Annotated in this window: 15 protein-coding genes and 1 pseudogene; 14 read left to right on the top strand and 2 right to left on the bottom strand. The window is 40.0% G+C overall.

From position 1 onward, the window contains the following. The first annotated feature begins 506 nt into the window (after window positions 1-506). The 11 genes and pseudogenes from QVP90_RS09320 to QVP90_RS09370 all read left to right on the top strand — a co-directional run bounded on the left by QVP90_RS09320 (window position 507) and on the right by QVP90_RS09370 (window position 15,627). Complete coding sequence (locus QVP90_RS09320) at window positions 507-3,182, top strand: outer membrane beta-barrel protein (protein ID WP_264380843.1); 2,676 nt, start codon at window positions 507-509, stop codon at window positions 3,180-3,182. A 107-nt stretch (window positions 3,183-3,289) separates the two neighbouring features. Further along, the gene (locus QVP90_RS09325; RefSeq protein WP_005931530.1) at window positions 3,290-4,357 is read left to right on the top strand and encodes an efflux RND transporter periplasmic adaptor subunit; all 1,068 of its coding nucleotides are present in this window, start codon (window positions 3,290-3,292) and stop codon (window positions 4,355-4,357) included. Between the two features lie 9 nt (window positions 4,358-4,366). Beyond that, on the top strand, window positions 4,367-7,405 hold the full coding sequence (locus tag QVP90_RS09330; RefSeq protein WP_021936262.1) for an efflux RND transporter permease subunit: 3,039 nt from the start codon (window positions 4,367-4,369) through the stop codon (window positions 7,403-7,405). Continuing rightward, window positions 7,402-8,724 (top strand): TolC family protein, encoded by a 1,323-nt coding sequence (locus tag QVP90_RS09335; RefSeq protein WP_021936263.1) that lies wholly within the window; start codon window positions 7,402-7,404, stop codon window positions 8,722-8,724. Before QVP90_RS09330 ends, QVP90_RS09335 begins: the two co-directional genes overlap by 4 nt. Before the next feature lie 148 nt (window positions 8,725-8,872). Further along, window positions 8,873-9,943, top strand: a complete 1,071-nt coding sequence (locus tag QVP90_RS09340; protein ID WP_021936264.1) for a sensor histidine kinase — start codon at window positions 8,873-8,875, stop codon at window positions 9,941-9,943. Continuing rightward, window positions 9,936-10,730 (top strand): LytR/AlgR family response regulator transcription factor, encoded by a 795-nt coding sequence (locus QVP90_RS09345; protein WP_005931545.1) that lies wholly within the window; start codon window positions 9,936-9,938, stop codon window positions 10,728-10,730. The genes QVP90_RS09340 and QVP90_RS09345 overlap by 8 nt, the downstream gene beginning before the upstream one ends. A 130-nt stretch (window positions 10,731-10,860) precedes the next feature. Then, window positions 10,861-11,307 (top strand): hypothetical protein, encoded by a 447-nt coding sequence (locus QVP90_RS09350; protein ID WP_264380844.1) that lies wholly within the window; start codon window positions 10,861-10,863, stop codon window positions 11,305-11,307. Between the two features lie 1,289 nt (window positions 11,308-12,596). Further along, window positions 12,597-13,364 (top strand): annotated as a pseudogene (locus tag QVP90_RS09355) (alpha/beta hydrolase); the annotation flags it as partial. Window positions 13,365-13,394: 30 nt separating this feature from the next. Further along, window positions 13,395-13,790: a hypothetical protein gene (locus tag QVP90_RS09360; protein WP_005931558.1), complete on the top strand. Its 396-nt coding sequence runs from the start codon at window positions 13,395-13,397 to the stop codon at window positions 13,788-13,790. Then, window positions 13,787-15,085 carry a DUF3440 domain-containing protein gene (locus QVP90_RS09365; RefSeq protein WP_005931560.1) on the top strand — a complete coding sequence of 433 codons (1,299 nt, stop codon included), beginning with the start codon at window positions 13,787-13,789 and terminating at the stop codon, window positions 15,083-15,085. Before QVP90_RS09360 ends, QVP90_RS09365 begins: the two co-directional genes overlap by 4 nt. Further along, window positions 15,082-15,627 (top strand): IbrB-like domain-containing protein, encoded by a 546-nt coding sequence (locus QVP90_RS09370; RefSeq protein WP_005931563.1) that lies wholly within the window; start codon window positions 15,082-15,084, stop codon window positions 15,625-15,627. Before QVP90_RS09365 ends, QVP90_RS09370 begins: the two co-directional genes overlap by 4 nt. 598 nt (window positions 15,628-16,225) lie before the next feature. On the opposite strand, the gene QVP90_RS09375 is transcribed toward QVP90_RS09370, so the two are convergent. Together QVP90_RS09375 and QVP90_RS09380 are read right to left on the bottom strand one after the other, a co-directional pair. Further along, entirely contained in the window at window positions 16,226-17,185 is a 960-nt protein-coding gene (locus tag QVP90_RS09375; protein ID WP_005931567.1) for a hypothetical protein, read from the bottom strand. 257 nt (window positions 17,186-17,442) lie between these two features. Next, the gene (locus QVP90_RS09380; RefSeq protein WP_021936266.1) at window positions 17,443-18,402 is read right to left on the bottom strand and encodes a hypothetical protein; all 960 of its coding nucleotides are present in this window, start codon (window positions 18,400-18,402) and stop codon (window positions 17,443-17,445) included. Between the two features lie 299 nt (window positions 18,403-18,701). Here QVP90_RS09380 and QVP90_RS09385 point away from each other — a divergent pair, with 299 nt between their 5' ends. The 3 genes from QVP90_RS09385 to QVP90_RS09395 all read left to right on the top strand — a co-directional run bounded on the left by QVP90_RS09385 (window position 18,702) and on the right by QVP90_RS09395 (window position 21,276). After that, complete coding sequence (locus QVP90_RS09385) at window positions 18,702-19,637, top strand: UDP-glucuronic acid decarboxylase family protein (protein ID WP_005931571.1); 936 nt, start codon at window positions 18,702-18,704, stop codon at window positions 19,635-19,637. Between the two features lie 21 nt (window positions 19,638-19,658). Beyond that, a complete protein-coding gene (locus QVP90_RS09390) occupies window positions 19,659-20,786 on the top strand; it encodes an ATP-binding response regulator (RefSeq protein WP_005931573.1) in 1,128 nt (375 codons plus the stop codon). 91 nt (window positions 20,787-20,877) lie between these two features. Continuing rightward, window positions 20,878-21,276: a ribosomal maturation YjgA family protein gene (locus tag QVP90_RS09395; protein WP_021936267.1), complete on the top strand. Its 399-nt coding sequence runs from the start codon at window positions 20,878-20,880 to the stop codon at window positions 21,274-21,276. Window positions 21,277-21,279: the final 3 nt, after the last annotated feature.

The raw sequence follows: 21,279 nt of genomic DNA on the forward strand, positions 1-21,279 counted from the left end.
AACCTTGCCAAGGTTAGGGTCGCGAGTTCGAGTCTCGTTTTCCGCTCAAAAGCAAGCGAGGACATTTCGGTTTAATCGAAGTGTCCTCGCTTTTTTGTTCACCCGGACATGGGGGGGAATATCGGATCAACGTAATAACGAGTCATAAATTAGAGTGCTAATTTGTTATTGTTTTGTATAAGTTGTATTTATAGTGTCTTTTCTGAGATTTTGCTGATAGAAATATAGATAATATTGATAATTGATTTTGTTACCTTTCCTTACATTTGTCTTTATGAAAAAAGAGGTGATAGAAAAGTTATGATTAAGTGGTGGGTAGCTATGATAGAAATGCCAATCTTTAATAAACCCTAAAAACTAACCTTTAGTTTTAACTTTATAATGACTCTTTACTCTAATCTTTAAATAGCGCAAATCATCTGATAAAAATATCTAATACGAATTCATTGAATATAAATAGGTATATAGGTTGCTTTCAGGCTCTTTTAATTTATTGCATATTGCAAATGGCATATGCGACGATGGAGGTTAAGGCACAGTCCGGTAAGTTGGTATTTGCCGGACGTGTTCTTGACGAAGAAACTCAGGAACCGATACCTTATGCCGCTGTTCAGATCTATGCAATGCCCGATAGTACGTTTATCACCGGAGAAGACGGGTGTTTTTCTCTTACTGCTTCTGTTCGTAGGTCGGGAAAGATATCCGTTCATGTGTCCTATATCGGTTATGCAGCCGTTAATCGTGTATTTGATAATAAGGATTGGAAATTGGGTGATATTTGTCTGGCTCCCGATGGTTTCATGTTAGAGGAAACTGTTGTAACGGGCAAAGCGCCAATGGCAGTTACCGAGAATGATACTACTGTGTATAACTCTTCCGCATTTCGTACTCCTGAAGGTTCCATGCTCGAAGAACTTGTGAAGCAACTGCCGGGTGGAGAGATCACTTCGGATGGAAAATTAATGATTCAGGGTAAAGAGGTGAAAAAGATATTGGTAGATGGTAAAGAGTTCTTTTCAGATGATCCGCAGGCTGCTTTGAAGAATCTCCCTGTGGAGATGGTGGAGAAATTGAAAGCCTATGAGCGTAAGTCCGATCTGGCACGCCTTACGGGGATTGATGACGGCGAAGAGGAGATGATTCTTGATCTCTCTGTAAAAAAGGATATGAAGAAGGGTTGGATGAACAATTTTCTTGGCGGCATGGGAAGCAAGAGTCGCTATGAAATAGCTAATACCATGAATCGTATCCGGGAAACTTCACAACTCACCGTCATAGCAAATTGGAATAATACTAACAATCAAGGCTTTTCGGAATTACAACAGGAATCCTCCAATGCCACGGGCAATACACGCAGCAGGGCCGGCTTGACGACTTCTCGTTCGTTGGGAGTTAACTTTAGTAAAGATTTTGGGAGTGTGAAGTTTCGTTCGAATGTGCAATATGCCGGTACGGACCGAAAGGAAGAAAGTAGTACGATGACCGATAATTTTATGAAAAAGGAAAAGTCGATCACGAATAGTACGAATAGTACGCGAAATAAAAACGACGGAATTACGGGGAATGCATATTTGGAATGGAAAATAGATACAGTGACTAATCTGATCTTTCGTCCAACTTTCCGTTATTCTGCGGCGGAGCGTCAGGGGGCCGGTTATCAAAAGAGTTGGGCGGATGAGGAGGAACTGAATGAAAAAGAATCCTCCAACTGGTCGGAAAGTTCACAATACAATCTGGCATTGATGTTGCAAATAAGCCGTAAATTAAACCGTAGAGGACGTAATGTCGCCTTGAAACTTGATTACGGGGTCAATGCTTCCTCATCTGACCGGCTTAACTATGCCACTACACGTTATTTTAAAAACGGGACGGAAAAGGTGCTGAACCAGAAGATAGAAAATCAAACAGACGGTGATAACTATCGTATTCAGCTTGTATACGTGGAGCCGTTGCCATGGGCACATTTTCTTCAATTTCGTTACAGTTATCAACATCGGACGTCCAATTCCGATCGTAAAGCTTACAATTGGAATAAAGAATTAGAAGATTTTACAGAAGACCCTGATACACTTAACAGTAACTGTTTTGAAAACCAATATTCCAATCATCTGGTGAATCTGTCTGTACGTACTTCACAGAAAAAATATAATTATAATGTCGGAGTCGATCTCGAACCACAAAAATCGGTCAGTGACAATTTTCTGTTGGATGAACTTAAGTATAGCCTTCCCCGGAGTGTTCTCAATTTTTCACCGACAGTGAGTTTCCGATATAAGTTTTCCAAACGTACCCGTTTGCAGATTACTTATCGCGGTAAGAGTCGTCAACCTTCCGTTCGTGATCTCCAACCTGTTGCCGATCAGACTAATCCGTTGAATATCCGTATGGGTAATCCGTCGTTGAAACCATCGTATACCAACACTTTTAATCTCAATTATAACACTTACAATGTAAAACACCAACGAAACATGGTGTTGCAACTGACTGCCGAGAATACATTAAACAGTGTGACCAATCAGGTGACTTATGACAGTGAGACCGGAGGACGGACGACTCTACCCGTCAACATGAATGGTAACTGGCAAACACAGGGCTCTTTTTCACTAAGTACCCCGTTTAAGAATAAACACTGGCTGATACGTACGTATTCGATGCTCCGCTATGGTAATAAGAATGGTTATACTACGCTTAATAAAGAAGAACCTCAGAAAAGCTCTGTCCGTCATTTAATAGCTCGTGAAAGACTTACTCTGACCTATCGTACGGAACAGTTCGAGGTGGGGGTGCGAGGTTCCGTGCTTTATAATAACTCTTATAATAATGTAAGAAGTATCCGTACAAAGACATTTGATTATCAGACCGGAATGAATGTTCAGTGGTATTTTCCTCTCGGTTTTGAGTTGTATAGCGATGCGGTTTGGAATTTGCGTGCCGGATATGGCACAGATGAGGGGAATGATTATCTGATGTGGAATATGCAAATTTCCAAGTCTTTCTTTAAGCGAAAACAGTTGCTGCTGAGATTTAAAATCTATGATATTTTGCAGCAGGAGAATGCATTGATGCGTACCATTACAGCAACTGCTATACGGGATACGGAATCGAATGTATTGGGAAGCTATTTCATGTTTCATGCTATTGTCAGAATAAATAAGATGGGAGGGAAGGCGAAACGCCGATAAGTCAGTTCCTTCTTTTTCCGTTTCAGTCTCCGATTTTCCACTTCAGTATTTTTTTTCCTTCTATTTTGAAAATGACCTTGTATGTTTGCCGTAAAAATATGTAGGTAATGAATATGGAGGTAAAGAAATTTGTTTGTCTTTTTCTTGTTGCCACTTTGGGTATTTCATGCAGTATGGGTGAAAAAGACAAGAAGGAAGAAAGGATGTCGGTCAGGGTTTTCTGTGCCGAGAAAGCTGTCAGCGAAGGAGAAAGGGAATTCACTTTCTTGTCGCAACCTTTTAAGTCTACGGAGTTGTCTTTTCGGGTAGGCGGCCCGATATTGGATTTTGATGTCCGATCGGGGCAGTTTTTTCGTAAAGGTGAGTTGATTGCAGCGATTGACGATCGCGATTTCAAAGTTCGTAAGGAGAAAGCGGAAGCTGTATACCATCAGGCAGAGACTGAGTTTAAGCGTGTTGCAACATTATATGCAAAAGAGAATATTTCTGCCAGCACATATGAGAAAGCAAAGGCGGATTGTGCTATTGCCCGGGCTGCTTATGAGACGGCTGCCAATGAGTTGGCAGACACCCGCTTATTGGCACCTTTTGACGGATATGTGCAAGAGGTGAATATAGAGCGTTATCAAGATGTACGTGCATCCCAATCTGTTGTCAGTTTTATTGACCTATCGCGTTTGAAGATAGAAACGTATATTCCCGAAAATATGGCTGTGGCATTGCAACGGCAACCGGACGGCCTTTTCGGATATAAACTGAAATTTCGTTTTGATGCTTTGGGAGATAAAGTGTATGCTACCGATGATGTACAGGTGTCCAAGACTACTACTACGAATAATCTATCCTTTATTCTGACTGCCATTCTTGACAATCGGGACGATAAGCTACCGGGAGGTATGAGTGGCACGATGTCAATCACTTTTCCGGAAGATTCGATACAGGAAGAAAGTCCGGTTTTTATCCCTCAACTGGCTGTGTGTCATCGTCCTGCGACGGGCACCTTTGTATGGAGATTGACAGAAAGCAATCGTGTAGAGGCTATCCCTGTGACGATTGGCAATCTGAAGAGAGACAATAAAATAGAAATCCTGTCAGGGCTTACTACGGGAGATAAAGTTGTGCTGAGCGGACATAGTTTTCTTTCCGAAGGACAGGAAGTAAATATTATCAAATAGGCAGGCAATATGAAGAAGATGGTAGCATTCTTTTTAAAGAACCGGGCTTTTGCTATGTTGATTTTATTTTTGGTGTTGGCGGGCGGTCTTTATTCGTACTTTAAAATGGGAAAACTCGAAGACGCTCCTTTTACTATCAAGCAGGCACTCGTAACTACTGCATATCCCGGTGCGTCACCGCACGAAGTGCAGACCCAAGTGACCGATGTATTGGAGGAAGCGATTCAATCAATCGGTGAGGTGTATTATTTGAAGACGGACAATCGGGCAGGACTTTCAAAAATTACAGTCTATGTGAAAAAGGAGATTCGTGCAGACGAGATGCAGCAGTTATGGGATAAACTACGGCGTAAAGTAGGTGATGTACAGTCTAAATTGCCTGCAGGGGCAGCCACTTCGGTGGTAAATGATGATTTTGGCGATGTACTTGGCGTGTTCTATGGTTTGTGTAGTGATAAACATTCGTATCGCGAACTGGAAGATCAAGCTAAAAATATAAAGAACGAATTGCTTAAAATCAAGGATGTGGCCAAAGTAGAGATATTCGGTATCCAGAATCCGGTGATCGAAGTGTTGTTGCAGCCCTCGCTTATGGTTCAAACCGGAATTACCACAGCCGATATAGCCCGTGCATTCGAGAAACAGAATAAAGTAGTGGATGCCGGTGCTGTTGAGAATGGAGATAACCGTCTTCGTATCGAAGCACGTGGTAGTTTTACCAATCTGGAAGAAATCGAAAATCTGACTATTGTTTCAAAAACCGGTGAGTATTTCCGGCTCAAAGAGATAGCGATGATAAGCGAGAGTTATGCACGTCCTGCCCGTAATCTGATGAAGGTCAACAATACCCCGGCTTTAGGTATTGCCATTTCTACCGTTTCAGACGGTAATGTGGTGAATATGGCTGCTCTTGTGAAAGAGACAGTGGAGCGTACGAACGTGGAGATGCCCGATGGCTTCGAATTGCTGACAATCTATGATCAAGGTTATGAATCGGCTGTCGCCAATGACGGATTTATACTTAATCTGATCATTTCCGTTCTCACTGTCGTGGCGGTATTGCTCTTCTTTATAGGATTTAAAAACGGTATTCTGATAGGGAGCGGACTGGTATTTTCTATTTTTGCCACTCTCATCTATATGCATGCCAACGGAATTGCCTTACAACGCATGTCCCTGGCGGCAATCATTATTGCTATGGGAATGCTTGTAGATAATGCCATAGTGATATTCGACTCGGCTCTGATGAATATGGAGCGTGGAATGCGTAAACGCAACGCCATTATGAAAGCGGTATCCGGTACGGCAATACCTCTGCTTGCTGCTACAGTCATTGCTATCCTTACATTTATGCCGGTTTATCTTTCTCCCGATATCACAGGCGAACTGCTTTCGTCTCTTTTTATTGTGATAGCCGTTTCTTTGTTGTTCAGTTGGATATTTGCCATTACACAGAATGCATTGTTCATTGAATTGTTTGTAAGGCGTCCACGTCCGGAAGAATTAAAAAGTGAACTCTATCAAGGGAAGATGTACAACTGGTTTCGAAAAATGTTGGAACATGCCATCCGTCGGAAATATATTTTACTGGGGGTAATGGTTGGTTTGTTGCTTCTTTCGGGGTGGGGATTCCGTTTTATCCCGAAACGTTTTACGCCGCAACTCAATAAGCAATATTTTACCATTGACATGTGGATGCCCGAAGGTACAAAGATAGAGCGTATGGAAGCGGCTACGAAAGAGGTGTCCGATTTTCTGGAAAGTTTTGAGAACACCCGCCAGGTATCTACTTTTATCGGACAGACACCGCCGCGTTTTTATCTGGCCAATGCTGCTTTCGGCCCTCAGCCTAACTATGCACAATGCCTCGTAGAAGCCTATTCACCCGAAAAAGCCCGTGAATTACAGGCTATACTTCGTGATACGGTAGGGAAGCAGTTTCCGGATATCTTTATGCGGGTAAACCGTTTTGAATTGAACACCGTACCACAGGCTTTGATAGAAGCCCGTTTCTGTGGACCAGATGAGGCGGTATTGGACTCCTTGACGGAATTGGCACTTAGCGTGATGCGTCGTAATCCGAAAGTTGCTAATGCCCGTAATGAATGGGGGAACATGGCGATGATGGTGCAGGCAGACTACGAACCGGTGAAGGCCGGGCGGTTGAGCATCGGTAAAGATGATATGATAGAGGCAACCAAAGCGGTTGGTGATGGTATTTCGGTAGGTATTTACCGTGACAATGAGAAGAAGGTACCGGTACTTTTGAAATCGGATGTATCCGGCGAGATGAATCTCGATCGTTTGGGCGATCTTGCCGTGTGGAACGGAGCACATTCGGCACCATTGGCACAGGTGACAAAGGATATATGTATCGGGTGGGAATTTCCATTGGTTCGTACCTATAACCGGCAATTGTCTATGGCTGCCATGTGTGATGTAAAACCAGGGCATACAATGGCGGAAGTACATTCCGAAATAAAAGAAGAAGTAGAGGCTATACAGCTTCCCGAAGGATATACTTTTTTCTGGGATGCACAGTATAAGACGCAGAAGGAAGGAATGGCGGCATTGACAAAATACTTTCCGTTGGCGCTATTGCTATTGGTACTTATTCTTGTAGCTCTGTTCCGTAATTATCGCCAACCGTTGATAACGTTTCTTGTATTACCTCTGTCGGTGACCGGGGTTGTGTTCGGTCAGTTGGTTACAGGTACTGAGTTCGGGTTCTTCAGTATTGCCGGTTGGCTGGGGTTGTTGGGGATGATTATAAAAAATGTTATTGTGTTGCTGGATGAAGTAAACGTACAACTTCGCGCAGGAATAAAACCTTATACGGCTATTATTGAATCTACCGTTTCACGTGTACGTCCGGTGCTGATGGCTGCGGTAACTACCATATTAGGTATGGTTCCTCTTTTGTTCGATGTTGTATTTGCCGGGATGGCTGCGGCAATCGTGTTTGGTTTGACGTTTGCCACGCTGCTTACTTTGTTTGTAACCCCGGCACTATATGCTGTGTTTTATAAAATAAAGAAAGAGTCATGAGAAGAGAGAATAATAGGGTATTTTTGTTAGCCATGTGGATGATGTTTTTCGCTGTTTCTGCCTTCGGGCAGGATAGCGGCTTGCTGAATCGTTACCGTAGCCGTGCATTGGAGTATAACCAAGATGTGAAGGCTGCCGAAAAAAATATTGCATTGAGTAAAGAATACGAAAAATCAGCCAAAGCAGATTATAAACCGAAACTTTCTGCCGGTGCCAATTTTGATTATACAGGCAATCCCATAGAGTTGTCTTTGGATTTACCTTCATCGGATAATCCGGTACGGTTTGAGGGTAGGCATTTGAAGTATGGAGCTTCGGTTTCACTGACCCAGCCCTTGTATACGGGTGGACGTATTCGTGAAGGAGTGAAAAAGGCACAGGCGGAAGGTCGTTTTGCCCTTAACCAAGCCGAAATGATAAAGGCGGATATCAGTTATGAAGCCGATCTGCGTTATTGGAATACAGTAGCGCGCGGAGAGATAGTAGATATTGCCTGTCGGTTTGCCCGGTCGGTAGAAAAATTGGTTAAAGTGGTGCGCGAGCGGGTAGAGGTGCAGTTGGTAGATCGCAATGATTTGTTGATGGCAGAGGTAAAATTGAACGATGCCCGTTATCAATTGATGCAGGCGGAGAATGGTTACGAGGTGGCTCGTATGTCGCTCAATTCTTTTGTCGGTGAGGATTTCGAATCGGTGCTTCCGGTCGATACGCTGGTGGTTCCTATCTATTCGGTAGGTACTTTGCCGGGCTATATGGAACAGGTAACGGGCAATCGTCCGGAATTGCGTATGGCACAGGATAAAATCTCAATACAGGAGTCGGTACGCAAGCTGAATCAGGCACAATTTCTGCCACAGTTTTATGTCGGGTTGGATGGCAGTTATAGTTCTCCGGGGTATAATTTCAAGGCGGATCTCGATCCGAATTATGCTGTGTATGCAAAGGTCAGTATCCCATTGTTCGAATGGGGAAAACGCCGTAATGAAAAACGGGCGGGAGATTACAAAGTAGCTATTGCGAGAGATAATTATAATAAAGTGAAAGATGCCGTGAGTCTTGAGGTGCAATCAGCCTATTATAACTATGTGCAAGCCGTAGAACGTGTCACTCTCACCGAAAACTCTCTGGCAAAGGCATGTGAAAATGAGGAAATGGCATTGGAACGCTATCGCGAAGGTAAAATTTTAATTGATGGGGTATTGGATGCACAGATGTTTCATCAAACGGCGCAGATGAACTTTGTACAATCACGTTTGACAGCTCAGATAAGCTATTCGAATTTTGTCCGGGTGTTAGGGGTGGACTCTGTTAAGGAATAAAATATGATACTGATAAAAGCTTGGATAATCTGTTGAATGGGATCTCCCGGTTTGTAACAAAGGCCGGGAGAATGCCGTTTTATCAAGTTGCGGCGGATAATCTTTTGTAGGTACTGGCTTTTATTGGATAGATTAATTATCTTTGTTGATGAAAAACGTGCGACAGGTAAAAATGGTCAAAACTTCTTACTCTCGATACATCCGATTGCTGAATGTCCTCCTCTTTTCCGGATTGGGATGTTTTTCATATTTGTTGTTGGCACTTTATTCCGATCTGCCTAAACGCGATGATTTGGATTTCTCTTCATTGAGCTTTATGATCGGAGTAATGTTGGTTTTCAATGCGATGGGGTTTTGTCTTATTCTGATAGACTCTTGGTTGAAACGTGGTTTTCTTTTCTTTGTGGAGAGACGCAGGAGGGTGTTCTTGTATTATGCCGGTTTGGGGATATCGCTGTTGCTGATGAATTATCTGTTATTTGTAGGATTGAAGTGGATGGCGGATGTAGATCGGTTGTTTTATATTCGCTGGTCGGGAATACGGCTTCTTTTACTCGTTTGGTTGGTGGAGATGGTGATTGTAGGATTGACGGCTGCGAATAATTTCTATCGGCATACTATCGTGCTTTACAAGCGGAATATATATCTGAAAGAGAGTTCTGTCGAAGCGCAATATCAGGCTTTGCAAAGCCAGTTGAATCCGCATTTTCTGTTTAATAGTCTTAATACGCTGATATCGGAGATAGGGTACAATCCGGAGAATGCCATCTTGTTTACACAAAATCTATCGGATGTATACCGATATATTCTTCAATGCCAGCAACAGCGTTTGGTTACGCTGGGCAGTGAACTGGAGTTTCTCGATTCGTATGTATTTCTGCACCGCGTCCGGTTAGGTGATTGCATTACGGTAGATTGCCGGTTGGATGAGTCGTTGTTGGAATATAGACTTCCTCCGTTAACGCTTCAATTGCTTGCAGAGAATGTGATAAAACACAATATCATATCCCTAAGGCAACCCATGGTTCTGTCCCTTTCTTCGGAGGATGAAAATTGGTTGGTAGTGAGTAATAGTGTTCGTCCGAAGAAGTCGGTACAACCTTCGGGGATGGGATTGAAGAATCTTGCTTCCCGTTATCGTTTGGTGTGCGGGCAAGAAATTATTATAGAAAAGACTACTGAATTATTTACCGTTAAAATCCCTCTGCTGTATGAATAATAATCCTGTTGTCATCCGCGCAGCTATCATTGAAGATGAGATACCTGCCGCTCGTCTGCTCAATCATATGTTGGCAGAACTTCGTCCGGAATGGGAGATACTTTTGTTACCCGGAAATATAGAAGAAGCTGCGGAGTGGTTTAGTGAAAATACGCATCCTGACCTTCTCTTTCTGGATATCCAATTGACGGATGGCAATTCGTTTCTTTTGATAGAGAAGGCTTGTCCGAAAAGCATGATTGTGTTTACAACGGCTTTTGATACTTATGCTGTTCGTGCTTTTACAGTCAACAGCATCGATTATTTATTGAAACCGATTCATCGGGAACGGTTGGCGGAAACATTGGATAAATTTGATCGACTGCATACCCGATATTCCGTGGATGGATTACCTCATCAGGAGGAAATGCTGGAGGTGTTGCGTTCGCTTTCCAATCCGATAAAACGTTATCGTACTCGTTTTCTGGTTTCCGTAGGGGAACGATTGGTAACATTGCCGGTAGGAGATGTGGCCTATTTTTATTCGGAGAACCGGGTAACATTTGCCGTAACCAAACAGGGAAGAGAACATATTGTTGATTTTTCTTTGGATAAATTGAGCGAGCAGCTAAATCCGGATTACTTCTTTCGTACCAACCGGCAGACACTGGTCGGGATAGATGCCATCCGAAAAATCGAACCATATTTTCAGAATAAAGTAGTAGTGGATGTAATACCACCATTCAAAGATAAAATATTGGTTAGTAAGGAGAAAATAGCTTCATTTAAAGTATGGCTTAACTATTGATGCTTGTTTTGCCATTTCTGATATAATATTTAAAGCCTTTGCGACAACACTGCAAAGGCTCTTTTATTTTTTCGGTTAGCTTTGCTGCTGTGACAACATCAATGAAAAATAAACCGTTTAGACAATTTGAATGATGAAATCTATTACACGAAAAACACCTATATTTTGGTTCGTTTTATGTTGTTTGGGGATAAATGTGCAGGCTACTTCTGGCCTGCTTCCCTGGGTACAGAAACCAGACTCTTTATTGTTGCCTTCCGGAACGATGTACCGCTATACTATGGATACTCCCGAAGGAGAAGGATTGGTTCCCACTCTGTTTTCCGTTAATGAGCTATTGGAACGTTTTGCAGAGACAAACGGAGTTCCTTGTCGTTTGGTGGATTCCCGTGGGATGCAAAAGTATGGCGGGTTACCACAAGACGGTGATCGTATGGAATTGCTTTCTCCGGAAGGGAAGAGCATTCGCCGATGGGCGATAGGGGTGAAGCGTGCGGCTTTACCGGCACGATTACATTTAGACCGGACACGAGCGACAGTGAATGTATTGGGAATACTGACGCTTGATTTATCATAGGCGATACCAATTGTAATCTGTTCCAGATAGGATCGGAAACTGCTGATGATATTCAGGATTTATATATAGATAACATCTATGTACTCGGAACATTGGAATAAATAGAATAATTTACATTATATTTGGATATTCAAATAGGATAACTACAGTAGGCCTAACAAACAGAAATGTAAACCTATTCAGTTATTGAAAATTGTTGAGTGAACTAATACAGTAATAACAACCGAAGCTGCCAACTAAATCCAGTACACATCACTCTTTTATTAGATAAATATATTATTACTGCAAAATCTTATTCTGTAATTGAAAACATCCGGATGTTTTAACTGATAACATCCGGATGTTTTGCATAACAACACCCGGATGTTTTGTATCTAAGAAATTAATCTTTAATAGTGTACACTACACTCTATGATGTGTAGATGTATAATGATAGCAGAATGTAAACTTACAGATATTACTTTTTATCTTTTATTGATAAGTTACTGCATACGGTCACTTTATAGCTTTATGATTAATTTACCAATAGGATGAGGTTATTGGAGGCAATCCCATTTTGTAAAAAGGCAAAAGATGGTTATTACAAAAATGATAATGTGGTAATATATGTAATATTAATAAAAATAACATAGATGATTATGGTTATGGTGCCTTATAAAGAGAAGGATACAAATGCTGTTTCAATATGGAAAGATCCCGGAATATTTTCAAAATAGGGTATATGTGACATCTGATTTTGAAAAAGTCGGGTTGTTTTGAACAGATGTTTCTCTGTTAATGTCATTAAATTGATTAATATGTATCTGTATAATATCATTTGCAGACTATTTTCAGAAGGTTATACATCTGATATTATATATAAAATTCTTTATCCTAACTTATTCTCTAATAAGAACATCTTTTGAATGATGGATTTTATTTTTTCAACTAATATGTTAAATAACAAGAAATATTCATTTAAGTATGTAGAATATCTTTTTTTAAAAAGAATGAGATTTTATTATAATAAACTGATTCTTATTATATTAATAATATAACAAATTTTATATTAAGGATTTATTTTTATGATACAAAAGCATATACTTTCTTTTTCCTTTTTTTTATTGTAGTTTTTAACTACTTTTGCCTGTCTTGATTAATTTTAGTAACATTCTAAACTATTATTTGTATAAACCATGAAAAAGAATTTACGTCTTTGCTTTTCTCTTTTATCGTTTTTATTGATGGGAGGAGGTATGCATGCTCAAAATGCGCATAAACCTTTTGATGTTGATTTATGGCAAGGAGGAATGCCTAATACTAACGGTAGGGACAGTGCGCCTTTTGACGAATCGAAAGGCAATTTTAAACCGTCGATTCGTGTATTTCTTCCTGCTCCGGAATTATCTACCGGTCGTGTGATTGTAGTTTGTCCGGGTGGGGGATACAGTGGTCTTGCATATCATCATGAAGGTTACGATTGGGCACCTTATTTTAATAAGCAAGGTATCGCTTTAGTAGTTTTGAAATACCGTATGCCGAAAGGCGGATATAAAGAAGTACCTTTTTCTGATGCTGAGGAAGCTTTAAGGGTAGTAAGGGATAGTGCTGACATCTGGAATATAAATCCGAATGATGTTGGTATAATGGGATTTTCTGCCGGTGGACATCTTGCTTCCACTATAGCAACGCATTCTGCGTTTGACGTACGTCCTAATTTCCAGATTTTATTTTATCCGGTTATTACGATGGATAAAAAGTATACCCATATGGGCTCGCATAATAACCTTTTAGGAAGCGATGCTTCTGCTGAGCTGGAAGAACGATATTCTAATGAAAAACAGGTAACAAAGGATACGCCACGTGCATTTATTGTATATAGTGATGATGATAAGTCAGTGCCTCCGGCAAACGGAGTGAATTATTATTTGGCTTTGAATGCGAACGGTGTGCCAACTACATTGCATGTATATCCTTCCGGTGGTCATGGATGGGGAATACGAGAGAGTTTTCTATACAAAAATTTAATGTTGGATGAGCTTTCTGCTTGGTTGAATACTTTCAAGTCTGAGTATAAGACTGTAAAATAATTAAATAAATGCACAATTATGATACAAATAATGAAGTTGAACGGAACGGATAAGCAATTGTATAAGCTTGTAGCCCCGTTGGTTATGGATCCGGAAGTACTGAAAATGAATAATAATTATCCTTTTAAAACAACGGATAAGTTTGTCTGGTTTGTTGCTGTAAGCGGGAAAAAAGTGGTTGGTTTTATTCCGATAGAACAAAGAGGAAATGTTGCTATAATCAATAATTATTATATAGATAAAGACCAGGAAGAGGCTTTTTCTTTTTTACTTATCGATGTGGTTTCTGCTTTTGCCGGTGAAAAGTCCCTTGCAGCTGTTGTTCAGACCGAGCACCAAGAGACGTTTGAGAAACAGGGATTCACTGTTGAGAAAGTTTGGAAACGCTATGTAAAGATGTGGAGGGATGAATGAAAAAGGAAATTGTTACTAAAAATGTGTATGACTTGGCGCAAGAGCGTTTGCGTATGATTTTTAATGAATTCGATAATGTGTATATTTCTTTTTCGGGAGGAAAGGATAGCGGTGTACTTTTGAATTTATGTATTGACTATATAAGGCGTAATAATTTGAATATACGCTTAGGTGTGTTTCATATGGATTATGAGATACAGTATAAGATGACTATCGACTATGTAGACCGCATGCTTGAAGCCAATAAGGATATTCTTGATGTGTATCGTGTGTGCGTTCCTTTCCGTGTGGCAACTTGTACCTCCATGTACCAATCTTTTTGGCGTCCATGGGAGAAGGGAAAGAAAAATCTTTGGGTACGTCCTATGCCCAAAGATGCTATGACTGAAGAACATTTTCCTTTTTATAATGCTCAAATGTGGGATTATGAATTTCAGATGCGTTTTGCCAAATGGATACACGATAAGAAAGACGCAGTACGTACTTGTTGTCTTATCGGCATACGAACTCAGGAAAGTTTTAACCGTTGGAGGTGTATTTATCTGAATCGTAAATATCAGATGTACCATACCTATCGATGGACTTCAAAGGTGGCAAACGATGTTTATAATGCTTATCCCATTTTTGATTGGAAAACAACGGATGTATGGACAGCTAATGGCAAATTCCGTTGGGATTACAATATATTGTATGATCTGTATTACAGGGCGGGCGTAAATTTGGAACGTCAGCGTGTAGCGAGCCCTTTTATTGGGGAGGCCATCGAAAGTTTATCTCTTTACCGGGCTATCGATCCTAATACTTGGGGGAAGATGGTAGGACGTGTAAATGGAGTTAACTTTACAGGTATGTATGGTGGAACGCATGCTATGGGCTGGCAATCTATTAAATTGCCTGAAGGATACACTTGGAGAGAGTTCATGTATTTCCTGTTATCTACATTACCGGAACGTGCGCGGAAAGGATATCTTAGAAAATTGTCTGTCAGTGTTAACTTCTGGCGGACGAAAGGCGGTTGTTTAAATGATAATACAATACAGAAACTGATTGCTGCAAAGGTACCTATAATTGTGATGGATAATAGCAATTATAAAACATCGAAGAAGCCTGTGCGTATGGAGTATCAGGATGATATCAATATTGCTGAATTTAAAGAAATACCGACTTATAAGCGTATGTGCATTTGTATTCTTAAAAATGATCATGCGTGCAAGTATATGGGATTTTCGCCGACGAAGGAAGAGATAAGTAAGAGGAGTCAAATAATGGAACAATATAAAAATATTCTGCAATGAGTAATAAAAAGAGTCCGGTGTACGATGTGAAGGCTGTACCTGTAGAGAAGGTGGTGGCCAATGATTATAATCCAAATATAGTTGCTCCTCCTGAAATGAAATTGTTGGAGTTGTCAATTTGGGAAGATGGATTTACGATGCCTTGCGTGTGCTATTATGATAAGGAGAAAGATTTGTATATCTTGGTGGACGGTTTTCACCGGTATTCGGTATTGAAAACTTCCAAGCGTATTTATCAGCGTGAAAATGGCTTATTGCCAATTGTAGTTATTGATAAAGATTTGTCCAACCGAATGAGCTCCACTATCCGTCACAACCGTGCGCGTGGAACCCACAACATTGAATTGATGTGCCATATTGTTGCTGAATTAGATAAGGCCGGTATGTCCGATCAATGGATAATGAAGAATATAGGGATGGATAGGGATGAATTGTTGCGTCTGAAACAGATTTCGGGATTAGCGGATTTATTTGCGAATCGCGAATTTAGTATTCCGGAAAAGGAATCGCCAGTTGATGCCAAGGCAACTACGGTTGTGTAGGATTTCGTATAAATAATAGTTTGAGCGGAGCCCTGTATTGTCAAAAATGCGGGGCTTTGTTTTGAATAATGAAATTTGATATTGTTTTTTTTATCTGTGTGCTGCTTTTTATCATTGAATTCTGTTTTTTGTTCGTAATTAGCGCATCACTTTCTCGTTTTTCCTCGATGAAAGAACAAGAACAGGTTTTAAAGTTCAACGGAATATTCGATATTTGTAATACATAAATATTAGTAACATAAAGAAACACGAATGTTCTAAACAAGTGTGCTGTTTTGAGTGTTATGGGCATATTGATTATAGACAACCAGTTAATAGTTATATAGAGGCCCGACAGAGGTTTTGTATTCTGATCGGCAAAGGTATGAGACAGTCGTTTGATGCTGTTTTGTTTTAGATGCAGATTCCGCAGGCTATATGGATTTTGATAGAAAAATTAATATAGTCTGTGGATTTTGTTGTTTATACCACACATATGTAATATAATAATATCGGATAAAATTTACACACGAATTGGAGAGGGTATGAAAAAAAAGAGGAAGAGAGTTGCATCACTGCACCTCTCTTCCTACATCACTGAATAGAGAATTACGGAGAATTATAATTGTTCAATAATATTTTTTTGTTCTTCCATGAACGTGATACGCTGTACTTCTCCGCTTTCGGAGATAAGGGTTGAATGTCGTTTTAGCGATTGTATCCAGTTTTTTTGCAAAGTACATATTTGTGAATTTTGCGAGTCCATTGAGTTGATTGAATATACTCTAAATAGACTGATTTGGAAATCTCCTTTTTCAATGTAAGTATATGTTGCTTCAAAATTGATATTCGACAGATAGATGGCTACCTTATTGCCGTTGCTAAACTCACCTTTTACCGACATTTGCTCAAATTCGTGAAGCAGTGAGAGAAGCTCGTTCTTTAATTCTTTTACATCGTCTGCAGAAATCAAATTTAGCCCGGCAAAGTATCTTATTTCTTTTATAAAAGAAGAAAATATGTTGCTATCCCATATGAAACAAGTCTTTTTACACTGTTTTACTGTTTCATTCAACTTCTTGTGTACGGTTACCACTTTTTCCGGAACTTGCATTTCGGCCAAGGAATGGGGCGTTTTTATTTTCCCGTTTTGATATACCCATCGGCATAAGCGGAACTTGGACAGATGTTCATATGAAGAATAAAGAGTGAAAGGAATAACATTAGCGGCCGTATATATGTTGGTACTGTCATCGTTTTTTACATAATTGAAAATTCTCAGATAGCGTTCCAGTATTTCGTAATAACTATCTATCGGATCCGGTGAATTCTGTAGATTCAAATCGAATGTTGCCCGGTTGGATAAATGGTTACCTACTATCTGGTCAATGGATATGCCTAATTTATGAGAAATCAATGCTACTTCGTCAAAAGTGAAGGCGACTTCTCCGCGAAGCCTGCGATATACGGCTTCTTTTCCCATACATAGTGTGTTGGTCAAGAAATTGGCAAGTGTTTCTTTGGGAGCGATACGCTCTCTCATTTCATTGATGAGTTCCGTTACTATACTGTTCTTCATGTGTTCCTTTCTTATTCGTTATATTACGTTTGTAGTATAAAATATAGAGTGATCTATTATTTTATGCAAATATAAAGCTTCCTATCAAGAATTTAGTACGGTATGCAATGTAATGGAGTAGTGATTTATTTCTGATTCAGTGGTTTATGGAAATGTTATTTGTTGAAAATGAAATAAATCCGATAGGTATATTTGAAGTTTTCGTTTTCTGCAAATACACATACCGGACCTTTTAAAAATCATTGATTTACTGTATATTATAATGTGTCGATAATCTCTCTTTGTTCTTTGAAAAATTGTATGCGTTGCATTTCTCCACTTTCAGAAATCAGGGTAGAGAACTTTTTCAACGACTGAATCCATTCTTTCAGACTTTTGTGCATTTCCACATCTTGGGATGTGATGGAATTGATAGCATAAATTCTGATCATGCTCAATTGGAGATTACTGCTTTCAATATAGCTGTATGTTGTCTCAAAATTAATATTAGAGATGTATATATTGACTTTATTTCCACTATCGAATTTACCTTTTCTGGCCAATGATTCCAATTCGTTCAGTAGGAGTAGCAGATCTCCTTTGATTTTTTGTTTGTCTTCATCGGTTAAGAGATGGATACTTGAGAAATATTCCACATCGTTCACCATATGTGCAAAAATACGGTTATCCCATATATAGCTTGTGGTATGGATGTGCTCTGCGGCATTCACGAATTCTTTTTGAATATCTTGAAGTTTGGCAGGAATTTCCAGTTCATCAAAATGTTTGCATTTAATGTTCTCGTTCTGATACATCCATTTGAATAAACGGAATTTTGATAATATGTCATGTTTCAGATATAATGTTTGAGGAAGCATATTAGAAGATGTAGCCAGTTCGGATGTCACGTCGTCTCCCATGTTTTTCAATAAACCGATGTATTTGTTGATAATCTCGTAATATGTTTCGAATGGATCGTCATGGTGTACTACATTCATGTCGAATACTGCATTGTCTTTGAAACTGATACCTACTATCTTATCGAGTGATACTCCCAATTTTCTGGAGATAATTGCGGCTTCTGTCAATGTGAATGGTACTTCTCCGCGCAATCGCCGGTATACTGCTTCTCTTCCGATGAACAAAATATCTATTAGCACGTTTGCTAAATTGCTGTTTGCCGGTATTTTCTCTTTAATGGCTTCTATGAGACCTGTATTTAATTCGTTTGTTATCATAATCATGTCCTTTTTCTTATATAAACAAATAAAAGAGGGGGGATGTTTCTGAAATCGCAACTATTTTCATTTTCAAGATTGCTTAAAGGTGGATATTTACTTGTTTAGGGAGGTGATTTTCATTTAGTGTGCCAAGTGAAAGTAAGGAATAAATTTGGAGCCATAATCTTATCTGCAATAGTTTTGATTACGTGTGAAATGCTACCGGATTATTCATTAAAAATAATATGTATATATATTTGCATAATTTAGGTAAATCGCATACTTTTGTCAGAATATAAAGCGGAACTTAATAATATATGAAAAGAATATTGGTTAGTGGAGGTGCCGGGTTCATCGGATCACATCTTTGTACTCGGTTAATTAATGAAGGGCACGACGTTATTTGCCTGGACAATCTTTTTACCGGATCTAAGAATAATATCCTGCATCTGATGAATAATCATCATTTTGAATTTGTTCGTCACGACATAACCCTTCCTTATTATGCGGAGGTTGATGAGATTTATAATTTGGCTTGTCCTGCGTCTCCCATACACTATCAGCACGATGCCATTCAGACGATGAAAACATCTGTGATGGGGGCTATGAATATGCTGGGATTGGCAATGAGGGTGAATGCCAAGATTATGCAAGCCTCTACCAGTGAGGTGTACGGTGATCCGATAGTACATCCGCAGCCGGAAACTTATTGGGGAAATGTGAATCCTATCGGATTCCGTTCTTGCTATGATGAAGGAAAACGATGTGCAGAAACTCTCTTCATGGACTATCACCGCCAGAATAATGTTCGCATAAAGATCATCCGTATCTTCAATACATACGGGCCGCATATGCTTCCTAATGACGGACGTGTTGTTTCCAATTTCGTTGTGCAGGCTTTACAAAACAATGATCTTACTATTTATGGTTCGGGTGAACAGTCACGAAGTTTTCAATATGTAGACGATTTGATTGAAGGGATGATCCGGATGATGGATACGGATGATGACTTTACCGGACCGATAAATCTTGGAAACCCTAATGAATTTTCTATCCTTGAACTGGCGGAGAAGGTAATCGCAATGTCCGGTTCGAAATCTAAGATTGTATTTAAGCCTTTGCCGCACGATGATCCCAAACAACGTCAGCCGGATATAACTTTGGCTAAAGAGAAACTCGGTTGGGCTCCTACGATAGAACTTGATGAGGGGCTTAGGCATATGATCGAGTATTTTAAAGATTATAAAATATAAAACCAGATAAAGCATATAAAGATGAACATGGAAATAAACCCTTCAGAATATAAAATTCTCATTGTGGATGATGTAATGTCGAATGTATTGTTGCTGAAGGTGCTTCTTACCAATGAGAAGTTTCAGATTGCCACAGCCAGTAATGGCCGCCAGGCGATAGATCAGGTAGAAAAGGAAAAACCCGACCTTGTTTTATTGGATGTGATGATGCCTGATATGAGCGGGTTTGAGGTTTCTCAGCAACTGAAAGCCAATCCGGAAACTTCGGAGATTCCTATCATCTTTCTGACTGCCTTGAACAGTACAGCCGATATTGTGAAAGGCTTTCAAGTAGGAGGCAATGATTTTATCTCGAAGCCTTTTAACAAGGAAGAGCTTATCATTCGTGTTACTCACCAGATTTCGCTGATTGCTGCCAAACGAATTATTGTGGCACAAACCGAAGAGTTGCGGAAAACAATCACTGGGCGTGACAAGCTTTATTCGGTGATAGCTCATGATCTCCGCTCGCCGATGGGATCTATTAAGATGGTATTGAATATGCTTATACTCAATCTGCCGAGCGAAAGCATCGGAGAAGAGATGTATGAGTTGCTCACAATGGCCAATCAGACAACAGAAGATGTGTTTTCTTTGCTCGACAATTTGCTGAAATGGACTAAGAGTCAGATCGGTAAGTTGAAGGTGGTTTATCAGGATGTAGATATGGTGGAGGTTACGGAAGGGGTAATCGAAATTTTCTCTATGGTAGCAGGACTGAAGAAAATAGGAATTCGTCTGGAAGCTCCCGAACGTTTGGGAGTGTATGCCGATATTGATATGATTAAAACCGTCATCCGTAATTTGATCAGTAATGCCATTAAGTTCAGTAACGAAGGGACGGAGATATTGGTGATTGTCCAGGAACAAGATGATATGGCTGTGGTTAGTGTGAAGGATAGCGGTTGTGGTATCGACGAAGAGAACCAGAAGAAATTATTGCATACAGATACTCATTTCAGTACATTCGGAACCAATAATGAAGAGGGGTCCGGACTGGGGTTGCTTCTTTGCCAGGATTTCGTGATAAAGAATGGAGGTAAGTTGTGGTTTACGTCTGTAAAAGGCGAGGGGTCTACATTCAGTTTTTCTATTCCGTTGAAGAAGTAATAAAAGGATTTACACCTTATTAATATATGGATAAATACCCCGAAGTGTGCATTAAGTGCGCTTCGGGATTATTTTTATATAATGCATTTGTATGAAACGCAGGCTTTGTTATCTGATATTGTGGATATTTATGGTGGCTTTGGGGTTGGGCTCACGTTCGTTTGGTAGCCATTTGCCCACTTTTGTGGCGGAGTATGCAGGAGATACCCTTTGGGCTGCGATGGTTTATTTGGGCATTGGCTTTCTGTTTCCTTTCGTCCGTTTATTACGGAAAGCATTGGCTGCTTTGCTGTTTTCTTATTGTATTGAGATAAGCCAGCTCTATCAGGCCGGTTGGATAAATGCCATCAGAGGGACTACTTTGGGAGCATTGGTTCTGGGGCATGGTTTCCTTTGGTCGGATATGGTCTGCTATACGGTGGGTGTCGGTTTGGCTGTGTTGATAGATTTTTATACTTTTGCGCCCGGTTTTAACGCACGGAGAAAATAAGAA

Origin of the sequence: Bacteroides sp. CAG:189 (assembly GCF_000432295.1) — a bacterium.
Lineage (GTDB): Bacteria > Bacteroidota > Bacteroidia > Bacteroidales > Bacteroidaceae > Bacteroides > Bacteroides salyersiae.

What these genes read in the sequence shown, in the direction of transcription:
- QVP90_RS09320 (WP_264380843.1), top strand. Translation starts at nt 507, where the DNA reads ATGGCATATGCGACGATGGAGGTTAAGGCACAGTCCGGTAAGTTGGTA.
- QVP90_RS09325 (WP_005931530.1), top strand. Translation starts at nt 3,290, where the DNA reads ATGAATATGGAGGTAAAGAAATTTGTTTGTCTTTTTCTTGTTGCCACT.
- QVP90_RS09330 (WP_021936262.1), top strand. Translation starts at nt 4,367, where the DNA reads ATGAAGAAGATGGTAGCATTCTTTTTAAAGAACCGGGCTTTTGCTATG.
- QVP90_RS09335 (WP_021936263.1), top strand. Translation starts at nt 7,402, where the DNA reads ATGAGAAGAGAGAATAATAGGGTATTTTTGTTAGCCATGTGGATGATG.
- QVP90_RS09340 (WP_021936264.1), top strand. Translation starts at nt 8,873, where the DNA reads ATGAAAAACGTGCGACAGGTAAAAATGGTCAAAACTTCTTACTCTCGA.
- QVP90_RS09345 (WP_005931545.1), top strand. Translation starts at nt 9,936, where the DNA reads ATGAATAATAATCCTGTTGTCATCCGCGCAGCTATCATTGAAGATGAG.
- QVP90_RS09350 (WP_264380844.1), top strand. Translation starts at nt 10,861, where the DNA reads ATGATGAAATCTATTACACGAAAAACACCTATATTTTGGTTCGTTTTA.
- QVP90_RS09360 (WP_005931558.1), top strand. Translation starts at nt 13,395, where the DNA reads ATGATACAAATAATGAAGTTGAACGGAACGGATAAGCAATTGTATAAG.
- QVP90_RS09365 (WP_005931560.1), top strand. Translation starts at nt 13,787, where the DNA reads ATGAAAAAGGAAATTGTTACTAAAAATGTGTATGACTTGGCGCAAGAG.
- QVP90_RS09370 (WP_005931563.1), top strand. Translation starts at nt 15,082, where the DNA reads ATGAGTAATAAAAAGAGTCCGGTGTACGATGTGAAGGCTGTACCTGTA.
- QVP90_RS09375 (WP_005931567.1), bottom strand. Translation starts at nt 17,185, where the DNA reads ATGAAGAACAGTATAGTAACGGAACTCATCAATGAAATGAGAGAGCGT.
- QVP90_RS09380 (WP_021936266.1), bottom strand. Translation starts at nt 18,402, where the DNA reads ATGATAACAAACGAATTAAATACAGGTCTCATAGAAGCCATTAAAGAG.
- QVP90_RS09385 (WP_005931571.1), top strand. Translation starts at nt 18,702, where the DNA reads ATGAAAAGAATATTGGTTAGTGGAGGTGCCGGGTTCATCGGATCACAT.
- QVP90_RS09390 (WP_005931573.1), top strand. Translation starts at nt 19,659, where the DNA reads ATGAACATGGAAATAAACCCTTCAGAATATAAAATTCTCATTGTGGAT.
- QVP90_RS09395 (WP_021936267.1), top strand. Translation starts at nt 20,878, where the DNA reads ATGAAACGCAGGCTTTGTTATCTGATATTGTGGATATTTATGGTGGCT.